Genomic DNA, 20,616 nt, shown 5'->3' on the forward strand with positions numbered 1-20,616 from the left:
CAGTTCCCGAACGAAGAAGCACTGGAACGATTCCTTGTTTCACGATTCGAAGAATACAACCAACGCTTCGCTACACGATGTCATATCGGTTTCGATCGAGCACGTGCGGAGCTCGCAGCCAGGTTCAAAACAACAGACTAAATGACGGTCTACAAGAAAAGGGATTCCGTCATTTACACAAAATTCTTGACGCTCCCAATTCAAGACTTATTGTCAACCTGATATTTACCTTAGATATATCAAGGAGGATTCTAAAGTGTAAAATATTGTGCTTTCTCCCGACAACATCATTCATCATAACGGCTACATAATCCGGATGAAAGATGTATCTAATCGTTATTTAGGATCATATTTTGAAACGCCTTCAGTTTTTGGTGTTTAACAGAGCCGTTCTTTCTGTTTTTTGATCCAAAATACTTTCTGTATATTCTTTCCCCCATATATACATGGACTCGAGGATGGGGATGAGCGTATGTCCTCGTTCAGTAAGTGAGTATTCAACCTTGGGTGGAACGACAGGATACACTTCTCGATAAACAATGAGATCTTCTTCTAACTCGCGAAGCTGACTCACAAGCATTCTTTGAGTGATGGCTGGTATGAGAGATTTCAATTCACCGAATCTCTTTGTCCCTTCTTTTCCCAAGTGCCATATAATTAACATCTTCCATTTTCCACCGATAATAGACAGTGTCAATTCTTTTTCACAATTAAACGACTTTTCACGAATATGGCTCATTCGTTATTCCTCCCTATTAAGCATATAGCATACGTAACAGTATGATTTTTACACTATATATAAAAAAGTACGTACTTACAAATAAAATATCCATACTGTCAGTGAAACCTATGTTTCATCAAACAAAAGATGTTCGACCACCTGTGCAGACGGTAGTTGATGAGAATAGTCAGCCAGCGCACAAATCTATACAGCTGCTTTGCTGTCACTTAAAACGGTGAACATCATTTACTATATTCTAACTAACATACACAAAAACCCTGTCTTAATAAAAGTACAGGGTGTTAAGGTTGGAATATGGGTGAAATCAAGTTCGGCTAACTCTCTTTAAAGGAAACGTTTTCATTTTTACAGTCCAAACAAGTTCCATGAATCTCAAATAAATGTTGGGTTACATTGAATCGTGATTTTTTCTCAACATACTGCTCTACTGCTTCTAACTTAGGATAGTGAAAATCATGTAACTGTCCGCACGAATCACATACTACATGGTAATGAAAAGCGGTCGCCCATTCATAACGACTTGATGCTTGTCCATAAGTAAGTTCATTAATAATTCCGTACTTTTTTAAACATTTCAAGTTATTGTACACAGTAGTGTGTGGAAGACTCGGAAACTTATCTTTTATTGAATTAAATATTTGATCTGCTGTTGGATGGGATTTAGTATTCGCTAAATACTCCATAATCGCTTTTCTTTGGGGCGTCATTCTTGACCCGTTTTTTTTTAAAAGCTTAAGACCTTCCTTTACACGATGTTGAGTCATTTTCAACACCTCATTACTCTTATTTTAAATTAATTATGATAGAGTAGAAAAGATCATCATAATGATGATCTTTTCGTTGTTTTATTGAATTTTATTAACTACTGTATTTCATAAAATCAAATTTAAGATTGAACTGGGACTTGTAGATTAAGAGCCTTTGCAATACGCTCTCCATACTCTGGATCTGCTTTATAGAAATGACTGATTTGGCGAAGTTTAATTTCATCGCTTTCAACTGGAGCCATCGCCCCTGCAATAGTCGCAACTATACGAGCGCGTTCCTCTTCACTCATAAGACGATATAGATCACCGGCTTGTGTGTAGTGGTCGTCATGACTGTACGCATGCGTACCAGCCTCACCGGACACTTCAAATGGTGTTACATTGTCTGCAGGTGATTCTGTTGCACCACCAAGGCTATTTGGTTCGTAATAGACGGAAGAACTGCCGCCATTTTTATCAAAGCGCATTTGCCCGTCACGTTGGTTATTATTCACTTCATTAACTGGTCGGTTAATTGGAAGCGCTTGATGGTTTGCACCAACACGATAACGATGTGCATCATTGTAAGCAAATAAACGACCTTGCAGCATTTTATCCGGAGATGCTTCGATACCCGGTACGAATGAGCCTGGTGAGAATGTGGCTTGTTCCACTTCTGCAAAATAGTTTTCAGGATTACGATCAAGCACCATCCGGCCTAATTCGATTAATGGATAATCTTTTTGCGACCAAACTTTTGTCACATCAAACGGATCCCATTTGTATGTGTTCGCATCTTCAAGTGGCATAATTTGAACAGATAGTTTCCACGCAGGGAAGTTACCGCTCTCAATGGCATGGAACAACTCTTCTGTATGATAATCTGGATTTTCACCTGCAAGTTGTGCAGCTACATTGGCATCAAGGTTTTGTACGCCTTGCTCTGTTTTAAAGTGATATTTTACCCAAGCACCTTCGCCTTTTTCGTTTACCCACTTAAATGTATGGCTTCCGTAGCCATTCATCGTACGTAATGATGCCGGAATACCACGGTCAGACATTAAAATCGTTACTTGATGTAAAGACTCAGGAGATAATGACCAGAAATCCCATACGGCATTTGGATTTTTCAAATGAGTTTGTGGATGACGTTTTTGTGTATGAATGAAGTCAGGGAATTTAATCGCATCACGAATAAAGAATACAGGTGTGTTGTTCCCAACAATATCGTAATTCCCTTCTTCTGTATAAAACTTCACAGCAAAACCACGCGGGTCACGTACTGTATCTGAAGATCCTAGCTCACCAGCTACTGTTGAGAAACGAATAAACATAGGTGTACGTTTTCCGACTTCTGATAAAAAGTTCGCTTTTGTGTATTGAGAAAGATCGTTTGTTACTTCAAAATAACCGTGTGCACCCGCACCTTTCGCATGTACAACGCGTTCAGGAACACGTTCTCTATTGAAATGCGCCAATTTTTCTAAAAGATGTACATCTTGAATCAAAGTAGGTCCACGCGAACCGGCTGTCATAGAATTTTGATTGTCGCCAACTGGAGCACCCCAATTGGTTGTCAGTTTGTTATTATTCGTACTCAATTAGATTCACCTCATCGCAGAATTATCGTAATTTTTAGACTACCATTAATATTAACAGTTATCATAAAAAAATCAATAGTATTTAATATTAAATAATATTGATTCTTTATATAGATTAGTTATACAGATATATTCTCTTTCTTCATTTCTTCTGGTGCATCTGCGTTGATACGATGTAGTAATAACCAATCGCTACAGGATAAAATGGTGCTTTATAAGGGCGTGCAAGATTAGGTTCTTTTTTACGCAGCATTTCGTGTTAGAACCAGTTTTGTCGCATTCGATATGCGACAAAAATTAAGGAACTAGAGCGAGTAAATGTCATTTAAGAATGCTAGAATCAAAAACGAGTGAAATATTCATCATATTGTAAGAAACCAATGCCCAAATGTAGCTATTAATAATAGTCATCATAAAAAAATCAATAGTATTTAAAATTAAATACTATTGATTCTTTATATAGACGAGTTATACAGATATATTCTCTTGTTCCATTTCTTCTTGTGTCATATTAGCAAATTGTTCTTCTGGTGCATCTGCGTTGATACGATGTCTTGCCCAGACATAGTAATAACCAATCGCTACAGCAAAAATAGCTATGTTAATGAAGAAGAAGTTAATATCTTTAAACACGGATGAAAACAAAGCTATGATGCTAAGAATAATACATACGATAGGGGCTACAGGATAAAATGGTGCTTTATAAGGGCGTGCAAGATTAGGTTCTTTTTTACGCAGCATAATGAGTGAAATATTCATCATAATGTAAGAAACCAATGCCCCAAATGTAGCAATTAAAATTAGTTTATTCGGATCAAACATGAGAACAAAGATGAAACCGATCGAACCCGGAACAACTACTGCCATATAAGGTGTACGGCGTGTTTTATGCAAGCGTGATAAGAAACTAGGTAAATAACCTGATCTTGACAATGAGAAAACTTGGCGGGAATAAGCTAAGATTGCGCCTGCCAAACTTGAAAGCATCCCGAACAACCCAACGATAGCCAGTCCATCAACTAACCATAAATTTTCACTAATACCTTGGGAAATGGCATAGGAGAGAGGATTCTCTACTGCAGACGTACCTGAAGCTCCACCAAGACCAACAGTGACTGTCACGACAAGGAAGGCTAGAATGATAAGAGTAATAATGGCAGCCATAATTCCTCTAGGTAAATCCTTGACCGGATTACGACATTCTTCTGCTAACATCGGTAACATTTCCATACAAATGTACAGCCACATTGCATAAGGTAGAGCTGCCCAAATACCTGCAATTCCTCCAGGAATAAGACTTTCTCCACCAAACAATTTTTCAGTCTGAACATGAGGGACCCCATAAATGGCAAAGACAATTAACATCGCAACAGCAATCGTGACAAGGATCATTTCAACTGTTGCAAATTCTTTAACACCTAAAATATGAAGAGCAAAGAAAAAGATGTAGAGCACGGCAGCAGCGAGAATAGGATTGATTGCTGGTATAAGGAAATTAACATAATAACCTGCACCCGAGGTGAAAACAGCTGTTCCTACCGCAAATTCCAACGCAACGCCTACGCCTGTAAGATAGCCTCCTAATGGACCCATGGCTCTCCTTGCAAAAGCGTAACCTCCACCTGCATGAGGCATGATTGTTGCTAGCTCTGCAAGTGAGAAACATAATGTTGTGTACAAAAGACCAATGATGGCAGTAGCGATTAACATTCCTACAAAGCCTGACTCTGCGAGCCCGTAATTCCACCCGAAATAAGAACCTGAAATAACGATCCCTACTCCTAATCCCCATAAATGGAGTGGTGTCAATACTTTTTTCAACTCTAAATTTTCAGTACTCATTTACAAACCCCTTTTCCGCTTAGATTTTTAAAGCAACTGCATAAATTATCCAACTGTTTATTTCAAAAATAGAGATTCCTAATTACTGGAATCAAGAATCTCTATAAACACCCTACTTATTTATATCTCTATCTCGTACAGAAATTTTTTGCTTTTTAACAATGTAGAAATCCGCGACGACATTTCATCGATTACAGACATCACGTATGCAATGACCACGATGAAAACCTTCTATTAAGGATTAAAAACAGCTATTTGACTAGTAACAATGATAACTCCAATTGCTATAGTAACAGCCACATACGGCAAAATACCGGCTTTCTTTTTATAGTGCGTCTTATCTAGCTCATCGGAATCAGCATTTCCTGGGAATACCCCTTTGTCGGTGACATAATGTCTGTAAAGAAACACAGGAATAATGAATAAAGAAACGACTAAACCGGATATAAGTGTGCCTGGTCCCCAAACGATAGCACCAAGTCCTAGGAAGGCAACATTTACAAAAGCTAATACTGCATTTATTCCTATAAGCCAGCTTGGCACTTTAAATGGGCGTGGCCAGTTTGGACGGTCCATCCGGTGGATCCATCCAGAACTTAAATTGAAAAAGTTCAATATGATATAATTTACATTTGAAATAGCAAGGATAAATGTGTAGTCAGACAACGAAAGCAAGACGATATTGAAGACTAAGTTCGTCCACATTGCTCCACTAGGTGCTCCGTTTTTATTAACACTAGACATGAATTTTGGTAGCCATCCATCCACAGATCCTTGATATAAAGTACGGGATGAACCACCCATAGAAGTCATGATAGACAATATCGTAGACAGGATAAGCAATAGGACAATAATCGTTCCTACTACAACACCGCCGCCTACCATTTGAGCCATCGCCGTACCGACTCCCATTCCACTTGCAATATCAGGATCAAGTAATCCTGCAAGTCCTAAAGCGTTTTGAAAAGAGAATGGAACAATGGTGAAAACGACTAAACATAATAAACCTGAAAACATAATTGCTTTAACTGTGTCTTTCTTAGGATCTTTAAACTCACTCGTATAACAAATTGATGTTTCAAAAGCATAAGTAGACCAAGCAGCTAAAAACAAGCCCCCAAATAATAATGTCCACCCTGCTTCATCCCAAGAAATGCCAGTCGGAAGGCTAGGAATGATATTTTCCACATTAATACCTTGAGTAAATAACGGTACGAGCCCCACGATAAGTAAAGGTATAAGAGCGACTACTGCAATAATTCTTTGGATACGTGCAGCATTTACAGCACCTAAGTTTTGGATCGCATAAACGATAAAAAGGAAAGCAAGAGCTAAAACAAAAGCAAAATCAAAACGAATAGTCAGATCTGGACGGATAAAACCTAAATCCAGCAGTGTAAATCCCCAAGTCGTAATGGCAGCAGTAGGGAAAAATGTGGTTAAAACGAAGCCTGAAGCTAATTTTGTTCCTAGTGCTAATACCGGTGTCCAAGCAATCCAGTTACTCCAAATGGAGATGGCAGATAATACTTTCGAATATTTCACCCACGCCATCGCGCCATATACGGATGCTCCACCAGATTTGTTCGGATACATACCTGCAATTTCGGCAAATAGGAAAGCCTGAGTTAACCCAATCAGAATCGATACTGTCCAAACTAACCAAGAAAGATTTCCTACTGTAGCCGCAATAGCTCCAATTGAAAATAATACTAAGGCTGGCACACCGCTAGCGAGCCAAAACGCATCCTTCCACGTCATTTCCTTTTTTAATACTTTTGGTGAGTCTGTACTTTCTAGTACATCTCCTTCTTTTCGTGCGGCCATATATTTCCCTCCTAAATCAGTGATGATGTTCGTGTTGATCTTTTTGGTCTTGATGAGATTCAATTGTATCCGCTTCCATGTTAGAAAAAGCAAAAATTAAAATAGCTGAAATAATGGTTGTAATAATCCATGGATAAGTTCGAGGTTTAAATGTCAGATTTTCTTTATCTTTCTTCAATTCCGTATTCATCATTGTCACAATGAACAAAATACTTACAATAAAGAGGATATCCATATAAATGAGCATCGCTGTATAATTGCCTAGTGGCAACATATCCCCAAGCATTGCGCCCATCATCCCACCCATTATTCCCCCAGCCATTCCTTCTCCAATGGCTAATAGGTTAATAGGCTTTCCGGCTAAATATCCGACAATCAGACTGAATGTCATGGCAATCATAGTAGAGTGAGTTAAATCACTTGTATAGAAAATTCCGACAATTATGCCGATAGTTAGGCTGCTTCCCATACACAATACCATGACGATCATCATGCCTGTCATGTTCTTTAAATTATTTCGGATTTGATGTATTTTCATTAAACAAACACTCGTATAGAGTAAGACTAGTAGAGTGCTGATAATCAGCATCATGTTTGTTCACTTCCTGTATATAAGAAGGTGAAAAGGGAATTGTAATCAATTCCCTTTTCAAACAACTTTTTTTAGTTATTAATGGCAGCTAGCGCCTTTGATTGCTGCTGGACGTGGAAGATCCAACGCTGGATTTCCCTCATAGAAACCATGCGGTTTCAACATGAATCCGATATAATGAGTTGGCATTACTGGCCAATCTTCCGGACGTACAACGTGATGAACAGCCATATTATACCAAACAACAATATCTTCATTTTCAATATTGCGGTTCTCTTTTACCCAATTATTAAGCGTGCTTCCGTTCCATTCCCCTTGGTTCGGGTATTTACCAGAAGCATACATTTGATCACGATCAAATTTTGTAACGTGTAAATGATTTTTAATAAATCCTGCACGTTTCACGATACTTGATTCATCATGTAAGAAAACTCTTGCATTTTCACCAGGTACAAGTTCAAAACCTACTGGCTCACCTACAAAGTTTTTCTTGTTAGGGTTAATGATCTTCCATGCTCTTGCTGTTTCTTGATTCATGTTACGTTGAGCTTCTAGTTCTGTTTGGAACGTTGTTGTTTCAACACCGAAAGCATTTAATTGTTTATTAGTTGCATAATCAGGCTTCGATGCTACTGTGTTCAATTCTTGAACAGAGTTTTGTTGTCCGTCGATATTTACATCAATACGGTAGTTAAAGATATGTTGGTGGATTGGTGCGCCAATTTGTGGTGCAACCAATGATCCGTACTTCGGATTTTCGCCTTCTTCAAGCACACTAACATTCAAGATACCTGTTAATTTTGCTTCATGTTCAATTTTACCGTCTGTATAGAAGTACCAGAAGAATCCGTAGTCATAGTTCGCTACTGTCGTGAAGAATGAAATTACTAAACGACGTGAACGGCGTACTTCTACCTCATCTGTTCTCCAATCCGTGTGTTTCCATGCAATTCCGTAATCTTCTTCATGAAGACAAATCGCATTTTTAATTCTATGGATATCACCATTACCTGTTGCCATAACAGCATCAAAGTAGTCGATATGACCGACACAGTCACAACCGCGTTCCAATGAGTTAGCTAATTGGCCGATTCCGTATTCACCCGCATCAAACGCACATTGCCAGTCATGAGCCGGATCTGTATCTCCGTAAGGAACAACCATTTCAGATAAAGCCGCACGGTATAGGATTGGGCGTTTTACCCCTTTATCATGATAATCTACTGTATTAAGAACAAGACCTTCGCGTGCTGTGTAACCAATTCGAATATCCCATTTTTGCCATTTAATGTTATGTCCATTAATTTCATAGCTAGGGCCTTCTGGTTGTGTAATTTCTAATGGTTTTAAATCTGTCCGTACTTGAATAGCATCAGATTGCTCAGGTTTATATGGTGCAGCTGTTGGCGCAATCGGTCTTACTCCGTGATCCTCAATGCGTACAATTTCCATTGTGCTTAAATCAACGACAGGTAGTAGACCTGAAAGAGGATATGCATACGCATTATCGCCTTCAAATTTTCTAACGAAGCAAAGTGCCTTTGCAAGACGTTTTCCTTCATCTTCTTCAATACCGAAGTTACCAACAGACCAAGGATCAACCATAACTAGGCTTGGATCTGTAATGCCACGTTTTGCAAGCGCTTTATGGAAGTCAGGATGGTTTTTCACTGTTGCTTCAAGTTCAGAATATTCTTCAAAAAGGAATGAAGGTTGAACGCCTGGAACATGTGTCCATGAAACCACTTTTTCATCAGTAAGAGAGATAACACCTTCATACGTTTGGCTATCTGACGTATCTAAAACGATCATGAAAGCTTCACGTACAACTGCATCTCCTTCTTTGAAATTTAATACAACTGATTTTTCAGGCTCATACAAACCAACTTGCTCAAAACGAGCTGCATCTGTTAGTCCTTGTTCTTTTCTTGCAATTGCAACCGCTTTCGTAATTTCATCTGCTGTAAGCGGCTCTAATGGATGACCCACTTGCTTCAATGTTTCTTGAGTGCTCATGTAATATCCTCCCTTTTATCTATTTGTAGCTCCTAATGCACATAACTAATTTAGTAATCCCCAATGAATCGTTAATCTCCAGCCCCTATTTAAAACTACCCTTTGTTGACTGATTTAGCAAGGAACCGTTGATTTAACTAAATATTATCTGAGTCTTTATTTCATTAATTGTAAAAAACGGAACAATTCTGACTTTTCAAGTGATTTTAAAGTTCAATTCATTGGCACCACCGATAGTTTGCTATTTTCTAACCTAGCCATTCTTGTATTGGTTTGATCTTTGCAAAAACATTCCGGTCCAGCAGGAGAACAATACTTATCAATAGTCCTACTAGTGGCATGAACATGTCCATAATGATTATGATGATAAAGATCGTTTTTCTAAATAATAGATTTATTACAACCTTTGCCTTTCATGACCTCGTTCACTTTATCAACGGCTCCTTCGAATTGATATATGTCGCCGCCAAATCCTAATTGAAATTGCTTTGCTTGCTTCATAGATTCAAAAATAAGCACTTGTGGCTGGCAGTGATTAAGTTGTAGATCTGAATTAAATAAGAAAGTCGCGATCTTGGCACTGATCGTTGTCTCTTTTAAAAAGTCATAACAAATGATTTGGGAAACCTTTTGTTCTATATCTTGATACCGAAGCAGCGCACAATGAGCACAACAAGTATGTTCGACTCGATTGTTCGATTTAATAAGCTGTACGGAAAATCTCGTGTTTGAAGGCTTATTGCAATACGAACAATTTTTAGATACAACAGTGTTTTCTGGAGTATACGTCACGCCATTTGATGTTTTTAACACTTTTTGTTCTTCAATTAATGGCTTCAAGTCGCGATAAACCGTCATAACAGACACATCTAATCGTTTACTTATCTCCGAAATTCGTAACGTCTCTTCTTCCTCTAACCATGTTAATATTTGTTGCTTTCGTTCTAAGGGCAACATTTTATTCCTCCGTTCTTATTTTCAAAAATAATTGATATTCATTTTGAATGATCTTCGATTATCTATATAAACCGAATAAATTGAAGGTTTATTATTCTATATGTAGAATAGCTAAATCTACTTATAAGGCATTGTAAAAAACGGAAAGAAATGTTGAACTGTAACATTTCTACATGAATCAATTATATTATTCATTCTCGTGCTTGAATTAGCAAGCCTATTCAATCGCCCTTTCAATGGTATACAATGCATTTCAAACAACTTCTCAATCTATATTCTTCACATAAGTTAAACGCTTAGTGTGCATACTCATTTTGTTTTTGTCCTTGCACTAGATAATCAAAAATCATCAGTCTTTTGTATATTCTAAAACGGAGTGATGTCTGTAGTAATAGAAACAGCTTGTAAATATTGATTTACTTTCTTAGAAATGGAAGAGATAAATGTAGTTGTATAGAGGATGTTATGAAGATTTAGATCTCAGCACCAATCCATAAAATATTAGATAAGCTGCTGTTTTTATAACTACTAAGAATTCCATCTAATTATCACAAACATAAACGGGGCCGTCCCTAGTCAGTGAATATTGACTAGGAACGGCCCCGTTTTTGCATACAAAAAAAGCTATATTCATTAGAGTATTGGCAATAAAACCAATATTTATAAAGCTATATTTGCAACGTTTGTTTGTCGTATTGAACCGTCTTTACTTATCGAGACAGAAAAATGAAAATAACCAAAAACGTTATATTTACTTTTACAAACTATGTATCCTCTTTAAAAGTATCCTTTTTTCTTCTTCCATTTCCTCGTCTGAACGTTCGCTGTTGTTTAGCTCTTCAATCTGAAGGATTTCATATAATTCATTTTTAATGTCTTCAAATTTTTGATTGGCTTGTTCTTGATCTATTGTCATCCACGTTTTTATCTCTTCGATAGATTTCCTTTTCACTAGCCAATCGGGTAAGTGTTCTTTTGATTGTCTGAATTCAGAAACCAGATGAGCTACAATATCCCCGTTTTCTGATGTTATCTCATTGGCACCAGGAGTGTTTAAAACTTTTATGATGTAGCCAACTGGATTTTCTATGTCCCTTCTATACTGCATTTTCTCTAACAGATCAATCACAGTATCCTGTCCATGTTTCTCCCAAGAATTAATCATTTCATCTGTTAGTTGTATTCCTACGTTTAATCCGAGCTTTTTTACAGTCTCAGAAAAAGAATTAGGTAACTTAAATTCTTCTAAATTTTCATGAAATAAATCCAATTGCTTGGACTTATGGTTCCTTGTAGAAAATATAAGGAATTTGATTTTCTCAACTTTACGTCCTTTTTTTACTTCTTCAATTTCAAAGGAAATATCCGTTTTCATCTTTAATTCTTTCTGCGCTGGTACTAGTACCCGTTGTTTAAAATTTCCGTAGGCAGGATATATCTCTTCAGCTCCAAGCATTTTCCGTAAACTCGTTAGCTGGAATGTTCTTTCTTGTAACTTTTCATATTGTTTTAAGAGTTCATATATCCGAATCGAATAAGAACTTTTCAATTTTATGATATTTTCAAGCTTATAGCTCGTAAATTCCTTTTTTAATTCTAATAAATACGGACGCAAAAAGGGATCGAACCTTATATCTATTGCTCCTTCAGTCTCATTATAAGCAACGTAGCTTAACCAAGAAACTTGAATGACTTTCCTATCAATTCGTACTTCAAATACTTTTTGCATCAATTCTTTCGTAATCTGTCTTAATTCTGTGTATTTAGGTGTTCCTTTTAAGCCTAACAGATTAGTAAATTCTTTGATAGGCAAGGTATAGGTTTTAAAATCCGAATCGGCAGGACTGATATTACTGGCCAAACATAAGATGATTTTTTGTTCCACGACACCAAGTTTATAGTTCGCTTCAATAAGCAAATTAGATTTTGTCACAAGATTATTAGGATGCGGTTCAATAACTTCTGTTGCAGTAGTAAGCAACAAAGATCCTCTCCTTTCACTGGATCTAATTATGACAAAACTTTAACTATAACAAAAGAGTTTTTTGTTATAGTTAAAGTTTTTATGATTTCCCTAAGAACCAAATTTGTTATGTTTCGCACCATTTTTGTTATTCTTGAACCAAATTTGTTATAGTTAAAACCATTTTTGTTATAGTTATAGCACCATTTTTGTTATGGCTAGCACCATTTTTGTTATGGCTAGCACCATTTTTGTTATGGCTAGCACCATTTTTGTTATACTTAAGATCGATGAACCCTTGGTACTACTGACTTTTTAGCCTCCGAAAACAAGATAAAACAAGATAAAACAAGATAAAACAAGTTATTGTAAAACACACAAAAGAGACGTGTGAAGAATAAATTAAAAATTATTTCACTTTCTTATAACAAACCACTTTAATCTAACGCCTACTTGCTGATAAGACTTCAATATATAAAAGATCGCAACATAAATCATCAAGACATTTTAACAATTCTTTTGGATAACCCATATAAATTTCGCATTTATCCATACAAAGAAAAAGAAATTTTAATTATAAAAACGATTGGTTGTTCTCCATTCTTGTTTAATCATTTTCTTGCCAAGTGGAACAACACCTATAAGATAACAAGTAAGGGGTGAATCATACCACTTGTGTTCTGCTCACTTAGCACAAGTGAAAAACCTAACTAATTCAAATTCATGATTCTTCAAGAAACAAAATCAATTTACCAAAATTTGATTTTGTTAAATTCTCAAAAAGTCATGAAACAGAAGGACGGATACTGAACGCCACTGTTAGACGCAATCCGATTAGTAGAAGACACTTGATGCCCATTCTCGTTGAGACAGAGATGAGAGAACTTCCTCAAACAAATATTTCTCATCATATAGATATTAGCTTGAAAGACTTCGCTATTTTTCTAACAGGACGATACACAAAAACCAAAATACTTTCGTTTGAGGAAAAGCAGATCTATAGACAATAAGTTTGCAATACAATTTGCTATACAGTAAACTGTAAATACAGTTTTACATTTAATAGGAGGGATCGCATGGCTATATTAATTTCTTTTGGATTGCAAAAAGGCGGCGTTGGTAAAACGACTACAACAGCTATTACAGCGTTTATTTTATCTAAGACAAAGAGAGTTCTTGCTGTTGATCTTGATGGTCAAGGAAACTTAACAAGAATGCTCACAGGTAAAAGGAAGAGTAGTTTTGAAAAAACAATTTATGATGTATTAAAAGCTGTAAATACAGATAACTGTATTACTGTAGTTACAGATACTCTTCATGTAATAGCAGCGAACGATGATGCTTCAAAGATACCTGGCCTCGTGGCTTCATCCAAAGAAAAGCAGCGTCTCCATTTGCTCAAACTGTCTCTTGAGAGCATTCAAAATGAATATGATTATATTTTGATTGATCTCCCACCGGCCTTAGCTGAACAAACTCTTTTGGGGCTTACTGCAAGCGATTACACTGTCACAATGCTCCAAACCGATCCATTTGCATTTCACGCTCTAGATGATTATTTAGAAACATGTCAGCTTGTGAAAGAAGCGTATAATCCAAAATTGAAATTAGCCGGAATTTTATCTGTTTTATTAAACTCACGTGCTTCTTTGGATCAATCTATTTTAAGAAAAGTCCGTGATGATTATGAAGAACTTGTTTTTAGCAGCGTTGTGAAAAGACAAGCAAGAATAAAAGAATTTACAATTACAGGGATATCAGATCGGACAAAAACAGATCGAAAAGCATTAACTGAATACACCCATTTTGTGGAGGAGTTGATTGAACGTGTCGAAAAAAGCTAAATTTGCGGGACTGTTAAGCGAAGAGGAAACACCCACCACAAAAAAGAAAGAAGATGTGTTAAGTGCTATATCCAGTAATACAGTAACACAGGAAACTGTAAATACAGTAATGAAAAAAAAAGCAACTTACGAATTGGATATCGAGCTTCATAAAAAATTAAAATTATATGCAGCTTTAAACGGGATAACAATGACTGAGGTTGTTGAAGCAGCCGTGAAAAAATACATCGAAGATTAATATAACGAAAAAAGAATTATTATACAGTTATACAGAAATACAGGAGTACAGAAATACAGGAGTACAGAAATACAGGTTTTGTAAATCCAGTAATGAAGGCTACTTACTGGATTTAAGACGTTTTTCCTTTTTAAAAAGATTAGGATGTTTTTTTGAAAAAAAGGTTTTATCTTGTTAAGATGGGGTAAATAAATAATATAAGTACGATTTACTTTATGGACGAAGGAAACTTCATTCATCGTTATATTGAGTGGTTAGTCCCTAAATATTAAGTAGGTGGGCTGGGCTGCTAATCAAGATTAAGCAGATCTTCTCCACGATTCCCCAATATGGGAATGAGAAAAGCTTATATCAAACGGGTACGGGCTTTTCTCATAAAAATCTTTTAGTATGAAATTTTAAGTAAGCGTTTACATTTTATTGATGTAGGGTATAAAAACAAAGTCGCAATAAAAAAATGTAGTACGGGGTAGGATGGCACGCGTGGCTGTCAAGGTATCTGGCGTAGGTGGGGCCTATACCAAGAACGGAAGTGAAAATCTGTTCTTTTTATTGCGCACAAAGAAAATTCAATACATAGGCATGGAGGATGGGATGAAGTTAAATACGGAATGATACTAAAAAGCAGGAATTACGATCCTTTAAATTGTTTGAAAATTATACTAATTTGAGAAAAGATAATAAGTTTGTCAATTCAAGAGAATAATCAATTTGAACCGTTCACTTTCGCTGATCGGTTCTTTTATATGTACGTCATGCTATGGACAATAATATCAAGCAAGATATGTAACTAATCAAAAAATTTAAATTTGGAATCTCTTGTATAAACCCCGAAAGTTTGCTATAAATAGAGTTAACGAAATCGAACGGAAAATAAAAAAAGCAAAAGCGCGTTATAGTAGGATTGCCGTCCTCTATAACCGTCCACCGTGATAGCACCACGGTAAACACTTGCTTTCGCCTTCATTACTTATATAATGCCTTATTATACGGCATTTACATGTAATTTTCAAGGGAAAGTAACTCTTTTACAGTCATACAAAAGACGTGTTTACCGTTTTCATATGGTAAATGCGTCTTTTTGTTTTCCTAAAAGGAGACAGGATAATGGCTGTAAGCAAACTAATATCTACTGAAGAATTCAAGAAAATGATGAGCTACGAGGTGTACGCCGAGAATCATAAGCAGCAACAATCGATAAAATTACTATTATTAAAATCAGTAGAAGAAGCGTATGGCGAGGGCTACCATCGGCTGAAGGAAGGCACACGCAATGCGATCGATATGATGTGCTGGTTTTCGTCTGAACAGGGCTTTTTCTTTGCGAAGGATAACTATTTTGCGGATCGGTACGATGTATCTGACAAGACGATCCGGAACGTAGCCAAAAAGCTGCGTGAAGCTGGCATCCTGTTCACGGTCTATCGCCGTTCCAGCACACAGAATGGACGGAGTGCACCGATTCATCTCTTTACAGATCATCCATACTTTTCTTACTGGGCAGAGCTATTAAATCTAGACGATTTCCAAGCTCATTACCAAGCTGAAAACGCTGAAATCCCTTGTGTCTCTAAGGAGGAAGACGCAAAAAATGATCCTAACAGTTATTTATCATTAAATAAATCTTTTAATAACATACGTAAAGAAGAAGCGTATTTAGATGCCAGCTTTACACCGTCTCATATTCCACAAAAATTTGTGACTACGGTGAAGATGTTCTATGGAGAAGCAAAAGATATTTATCGTTTTTGGGGCAAAACGATGCTTGCCTATCGGACAAGCCGTCTAGATGTACCCCTCGAAGAAATTGTGCCTATTGCCCTGCAGTCGTTCAAAGAAAGTATCTTTGCCCAAAAGCAAAAGCGCATTAAAGGGTCGTTTGAAGGCTATTTTTTTGGGGCGCTGCGAAACATGTTCCAAATTGAAAAACGGAAAGAAATACTAGAAAATCACCCGATTTTTTATAATTTCTTAGAAACATAATCCATCGAATAGAGAACTTGCCTTCTTTTTTATCAATTGTTGAACCTTATGATCTTTTTTCGATTTTTTAAGGAATGGTGATCGGTGATCTGACTCAATTGAAAGGGCTAATGACAACTGTTTGAACTACTCTTACTGAGCAAAGTTTGAAGGGAGAGATTCCTTCAAGTTACGAACGTTTGTTTAGTTATTGAGCAGGTTCTGTCTATAGTCCCTACGGTGAAAACAAGTGCCTGTACATTAGACTCGCCACACTCCTTACAGCTTGATTTTCATCACTTCAGTGAGTGTGGAGCAATAGAATGTGAAAGATGTTATGTGACAGACGTTTTTTCTTTTCACAACCCATATCTTCTGTTTTCAAAGAGCCATTTATACACGTATATGGAACTACACGTTTAGGCTGACGCCTATTCGACATTTAGCTTCACTTTACTCATTGATCTATGCCTTTCACATATCTTGAAGATACCAGTTTAGAAAAGGACAGGAAGTGAAGATTGTTTTTCTAGAAATAAAACGATCACAGGCAGTGTCTATCTGTTTTTTAAATATCATATTGTACTGATTACCGTGTTTAAACACGCTATGAATACATCATAAGCAAGAAACTAGAATTCGCTGAAAGGGAATATGACATGTTCCGTTACTTGTGTCTTTTCGAGCTAAAGACTGTAGCTTGGAATGGGGACTTACAGGATTTGTGATTTCCTGTGTAGAATGGGCAATGAGAAATGAAAAAACGCTAGGTGTTATTCTCAACAGTGAGGGGAATAACCAGAAATTGAAGCAGAGATAATATCCAAGCATATGGTTAATACAACGTAAGTGTTTGATATGCTCTCCTTGGAATAGATAGTATAAGAAAGCAACGATACTGTTTATTCAAAGGGAATTTTTACACGGCAGCCAAGCAGGGTCAAACAGTGGGGAGTTTATTTGGGATCCGAAACAGATCTGAACGTCAAATCAGGATTACTCTCCTTTTATCTTTAGCATCAATTCCGGGCTGCGTATTAGTGATATCGTGTCATTTTGACGGAACACTTCCTGATTAAGAGAAAGAAAGTTGAATGTTTTCTAGAACCTAAAAGCATTTTTAAGATAAGTCATTTTTGAAATTGATTCGATAAAAATTGAAAAATATGAAAACTAAAGAAAAAACGAGAAAGGTAATGAAATATTGAGAAAAACAGAGATGGTTTCGTTTTCATACCCATTGTTATCGTTTACACGGGTTATGTTGCCGTTTTCATTGACTTTGCCAAAACGCTACAAAGATATGATAATTAAGACATACCAATTAGGAAGGGGATTACTTAAATGAATAAAGTAATTACATCTATCACAGATGCAATGAGAATGTACGGTAAAGAATTTACAAAAGCCTGGGAAAACGGCATCGTAATTTACACAAAATAAAATGGCTTTAATGAATATTAAATGTATAAAAAGTTAGGACGGATAAAATTGATTTTAACAAACCCAAATTATCAAAGTGACCGACCAACCAGTTCTCAAAAGTAAAAAAAAAGAATCGGTTTATTTGTATAGAAATGGTTCTTCTATACAGTGCCAAGTATAAAAAATTGTATAAGTAGTCATTATAAGCCAAGCGTTTTCTGCTTAGAAACTCATTCCATTATGTCTACATAAAGTGCTTTATTACCTCCTCTCTATTCCTAATCTACCATGTTCACCTTTTTATTAGCTTCTATTCTGTTTCCTCTAACTAATGCGTTCTATATCGCGATCTCTTCCAAATGAGTATTTAAAAAAGACAGTTCTTCATTTTTTATAGATAATTGAGCCGTTCATTTCTATTTTTAATATTTCTCAACACACATGTTTATATATAAAAAGCCGATATTAAAGAGGTAATCAATGTTTAAGGTATGTAAAAAATGTAGTGTTTGGCATTTAACAATATACATAAAATCTTGCATAATCACAGCTTGATAGGGAGAAACCGGTATATAGCTGACCGGCCTGTAAAACCCATAAGACGCAGTTCTTTACAGATGATCATATCAGTAGAGGCTCGATGTCAAGCAACTTTTCTAATGCGAAAATATAAGGCTAAACGCGTAATTATAAATGCTATTTCATACATTTTTTGGGTGCCAAATATACAAACAATGAAAAAAACAAAAAAAGATGCTTTAAAGTCAATTAAGTATTGTCTTTAAAGGCATCCTTTTTTGAATATGAGAGTTTTAAGAAATTTCAAGTCAAAAGTCGAATCTTTTGATAGGTGTTACCAAGAACTTGATCGATCTGATATACCTACTCCAGATTCGCGTGACGTCCGTACATTTTGTCTGAATCCATTCCTTTTTTCTCCATGAAACGAAGAATGATGGAATCATAAAATAACAAGAGGCTTTGCTCAAACAATGAGCCCATTGGCTGAATCGTTTTGTTTCCTGTATCTGCACCAGATTTCGCCTGACCAGGGATTTCAATCACGATATCAGCTAAGTTGCCAATTGTTGAGTTCGGAAAAATTGTTACGGCAGCAACTGTCGCGCCAATGCTTTTTGCTTTTTCCGCCATCGCTACAAGGCTTTTCGTTTCACCTGATCCAGAACCGATGATAAAAATATCACCTTCCTCTAAATTCGGTGTCACTGTTTCTCCAACGATATACGGATCAAGTCCCATGTGCATCATACGCATAACAAAGCATCTCGCCATGAAGCCTGAACGGCCGGCTCCTGCGACGAACACTTTTTTAGAGTTTAAAATGCCATTGACCAGCTGTTCCGCACTCTCATCACTAATAAGGCCCGCTGTCTTTTGAAGCTCCTGCAAAACGATTTGAGTATATTCCGTTGTTTGCATAGGATTAAACCGTTGCTTTGATTAGTTGTTGCATTTCTGCCGCAACTGCTTTTTTGTCGTCTGCGCCTGTGATGCCGCCGCCTACGATAACAAGATCCGGTTGTGCTGCAATAACACCTGGAAGTGTTTCTAATTTAATGCCGCCAGCAACTGCTGTTTTCGCGTTTTTCACGACACTTTTGATTGTGTTAAGTTGTTCAAACGGTGTTTCACCTGCAGCTTGAAGATCGTAACCTGTATGTACACAGATGTAATCTACGCCAAGTGCGTCTACTTCTTGTGCGCGTTTTGCAAGGTCTTTAATGTTGATCATGTCGATCAAGATTTCAGAACCATGTTTTTTCGCTTCTTCTACCGCACCTTTAATTGTTGCATCATCTGTTGCGCCAAGAATCGTTACGATGCCTGCGCCTGCTTGAGAGGCTACCATTACTTCGTAACCGCCTGCATCCATTACTTTCAAGTCCGCAAGAACTGTTAAGTTAGGGAATGCTTCTTTCATTTCTTTTACTGCACGAAGGCCTTCGTTAATAATAACTGGTGTGCCGATTTCAACGACATCAACGAATTGTTCTACTTCTTTAACGACTGCGATACCTTCTGGAATGTTGACAAGATCAAGTGCTAATTGTAATTTCATGGATATGTCACTCCTTCTAATTTGTTTGTTAGTTTTTGATTGATATTGGTACAAGACTCATTATAAGTGCTAATCTTCAGAAAACAAAGTACGCACTTTTATAGCATATAGTGATAAAAAATATACTTTTAGATTTGAAATTAGAAAAGTAGGGAGGAGGTTTTTGTGTGAAAGGGATGAAGTATTTTAAAAATAAAAAAACGTATTCACATACTTATAGAGGAATAGAATTGATAAAAAAAACCGTGTGTACGAGTCTCTATTAGTGATTCCACACACGGTTATGAGGCATACTTAATTCGGTTAATAAAACCTTTGTTAGCTTTTTTATTAAAAACAGCAACATATTTACTTTTAACAAAGTCAATAATCCCCTCTAAAGTTAATATGGTATGTGATTTTTATTTATCTGGTTTTTACCGTATTGGCCGTCTCCATATAATCTTTCCCCCAGCTATACATAGCCTCCAAAATAGGCATTAAACTTTTACCCTGATCCGTAAGCGAGTATTCAACTTTAGGCGGGACTACAGCATACACTTCACGATGCACGATAAAATTGTCTTCTAACTCGCGCAATTGACTGACAAGCATCCTGGGAGAGATACCTGGCATAAGAGATCTTAGTTCATTAAAACGTTTCTTTTCTTCTTTGCCCAAGTGCCATAAAATCAGCATCTTCCATTTTCCCCCTATAACAGAAAGGGTTAATTCTTTTTCGCAGTTATAAGACTTACCACAAAGCTCTATCACTATTATCACTTCCATTTCCAAAGATACT

The 20,616-nt window shown here is 36.6% G+C and carries 16 protein-coding genes and 1 pseudogene; 5 read left to right on the plus strand and 12 right to left on the minus strand.

The features are described from left to right. A pseudogene (locus AWH49_RS19680) lies at positions 1-141 on the plus strand (IS256 family transposase); the annotation flags it as partial. Between the two features lie 223 nt (positions 142-364). Here the strand turns inward: AWH49_RS19680 and hxlR are convergent. The 9 genes from hxlR to AWH49_RS08285 form a co-directional block, all read right to left on the minus strand. Then, positions 365-739 (minus strand): transcriptional activator HxlR, encoded by a 375-nt coding sequence (gene hxlR, locus AWH49_RS08245; RefSeq protein ID WP_063965302.1) that lies wholly within the window; start codon positions 737-739, stop codon positions 365-367. Positions 740-1,056: 317 nt separating this feature from the next. Then, positions 1,057-1,506 (minus strand): Fur family transcriptional regulator, encoded by a 450-nt coding sequence (locus tag AWH49_RS08250; protein WP_063965303.1) that lies wholly within the window; start codon positions 1,504-1,506, stop codon positions 1,057-1,059. Positions 1,507-1,628: 122 nt separating this feature from the next. After that, entirely contained in the window at positions 1,629-3,089 is a 1,461-nt protein-coding gene (katA, locus tag AWH49_RS08255) for a catalase KatA (RefSeq protein ID WP_063965304.1), read from the minus strand. A gap of 468 nt (positions 3,090-3,557) precedes the next feature. Next, positions 3,558-4,931, minus strand: a complete 1,374-nt coding sequence (gene eat / locus AWH49_RS08260; protein WP_063965305.1) for an ethanolamine permease — start codon at positions 4,929-4,931, stop codon at positions 3,558-3,560. 234 nt (positions 4,932-5,165) lie between these two features. Then, entirely contained in the window at positions 5,166-6,758 is a 1,593-nt protein-coding gene (locus AWH49_RS08265) for a trimethylamine N-oxide permease (protein WP_063965306.1), read from the minus strand. A gap of 16 nt (positions 6,759-6,774) precedes the next feature. After that, entirely contained in the window at positions 6,775-7,296 is a 522-nt protein-coding gene (locus tag AWH49_RS08270) for a hypothetical protein (protein ID WP_244886781.1), read from the minus strand. Positions 7,297-7,428: 132 nt separating this feature from the next. Continuing rightward, entirely contained in the window at positions 7,429-9,366 is a 1,938-nt protein-coding gene (locus tag AWH49_RS08275) for a primary-amine oxidase (RefSeq protein ID WP_063965308.1), read from the minus strand. Between the two features lie 381 nt (positions 9,367-9,747). Then, entirely contained in the window at positions 9,748-10,323 is a 576-nt protein-coding gene (locus AWH49_RS08280; RefSeq protein WP_018395769.1) for a DeoR family transcriptional regulator, read from the minus strand. A 757-nt stretch (positions 10,324-11,080) separates the two neighbouring features. Further along, the gene (locus AWH49_RS08285) at positions 11,081-12,307 is read right to left on the minus strand and encodes a replication initiation protein (protein WP_063965309.1); all 1,227 of its coding nucleotides are present in this window, start codon (positions 12,305-12,307) and stop codon (positions 11,081-11,083) included. 498 nt (positions 12,308-12,805) lie between these two features. On the opposite strand from AWH49_RS08285, the gene AWH49_RS20685 reads away from it, so the two are divergent. The 4 genes from AWH49_RS20685 (at position 12,806) to AWH49_RS08300 (ending at position 16,351) form a co-directional block, all read left to right on the plus strand. Further along, positions 12,806-12,949: a helix-turn-helix domain-containing protein gene (locus AWH49_RS20685; protein WP_244886783.1), complete on the plus strand. Its 144-nt coding sequence runs from the start codon at positions 12,806-12,808 to the stop codon at positions 12,947-12,949. Positions 12,950-13,362: 413 nt separating this feature from the next. Continuing rightward, positions 13,363-14,130, plus strand: coding sequence for a ParA family protein (locus tag AWH49_RS08290; protein WP_034285189.1), 768 nt, complete (start codon positions 13,363-13,365; stop codon positions 14,128-14,130). Continuing rightward, the gene (locus AWH49_RS08295; RefSeq protein ID WP_063965310.1) at positions 14,114-14,368 is read left to right on the plus strand and encodes a hypothetical protein; all 255 of its coding nucleotides are present in this window, start codon (positions 14,114-14,116) and stop codon (positions 14,366-14,368) included. Before AWH49_RS08290 ends, AWH49_RS08295 begins: the two co-directional genes overlap by 17 nt. A 1,107-nt stretch (positions 14,369-15,475) precedes the next feature. After that, on the plus strand, positions 15,476-16,351 hold the full coding sequence (locus AWH49_RS08300; protein ID WP_063965311.1) for a hypothetical protein: 876 nt from the start codon (positions 15,476-15,478) through the stop codon (positions 16,349-16,351). Positions 16,352-18,637: 2,286 nt separating this feature from the next. Here AWH49_RS08300 and hxlB read toward each other — a convergent pair. The 3 genes from hxlB to AWH49_RS08315 form a co-directional block, all read right to left on the minus strand. Then, complete coding sequence (gene hxlB / locus AWH49_RS08305) at positions 18,638-19,195, minus strand: 6-phospho-3-hexuloisomerase (protein WP_018395776.1); 558 nt, start codon at positions 19,193-19,195, stop codon at positions 18,638-18,640. Between the two features lie 4 nt (positions 19,196-19,199). Further along, positions 19,200-19,835, minus strand: coding sequence for a 3-hexulose-6-phosphate synthase (hxlA, locus tag AWH49_RS08310; protein WP_034285182.1), 636 nt, complete (start codon positions 19,833-19,835; stop codon positions 19,200-19,202). 405 nt (positions 19,836-20,240) lie between these two features. Further along, on the minus strand, positions 20,241-20,603 hold the full coding sequence (locus AWH49_RS08315; protein WP_026221864.1) for a winged helix-turn-helix transcriptional regulator: 363 nt from the start codon (positions 20,601-20,603) through the stop codon (positions 20,241-20,243). Between the last annotated feature and the right edge of the window lie 13 nt (positions 20,604-20,616).

Source organism: Domibacillus aminovorans (genome assembly GCF_001643235.1).
GTDB classification, from domain to species: Bacteria; Bacillota; Bacilli; order Bacillales; family Domibacillaceae; genus Domibacillus; species Domibacillus aminovorans.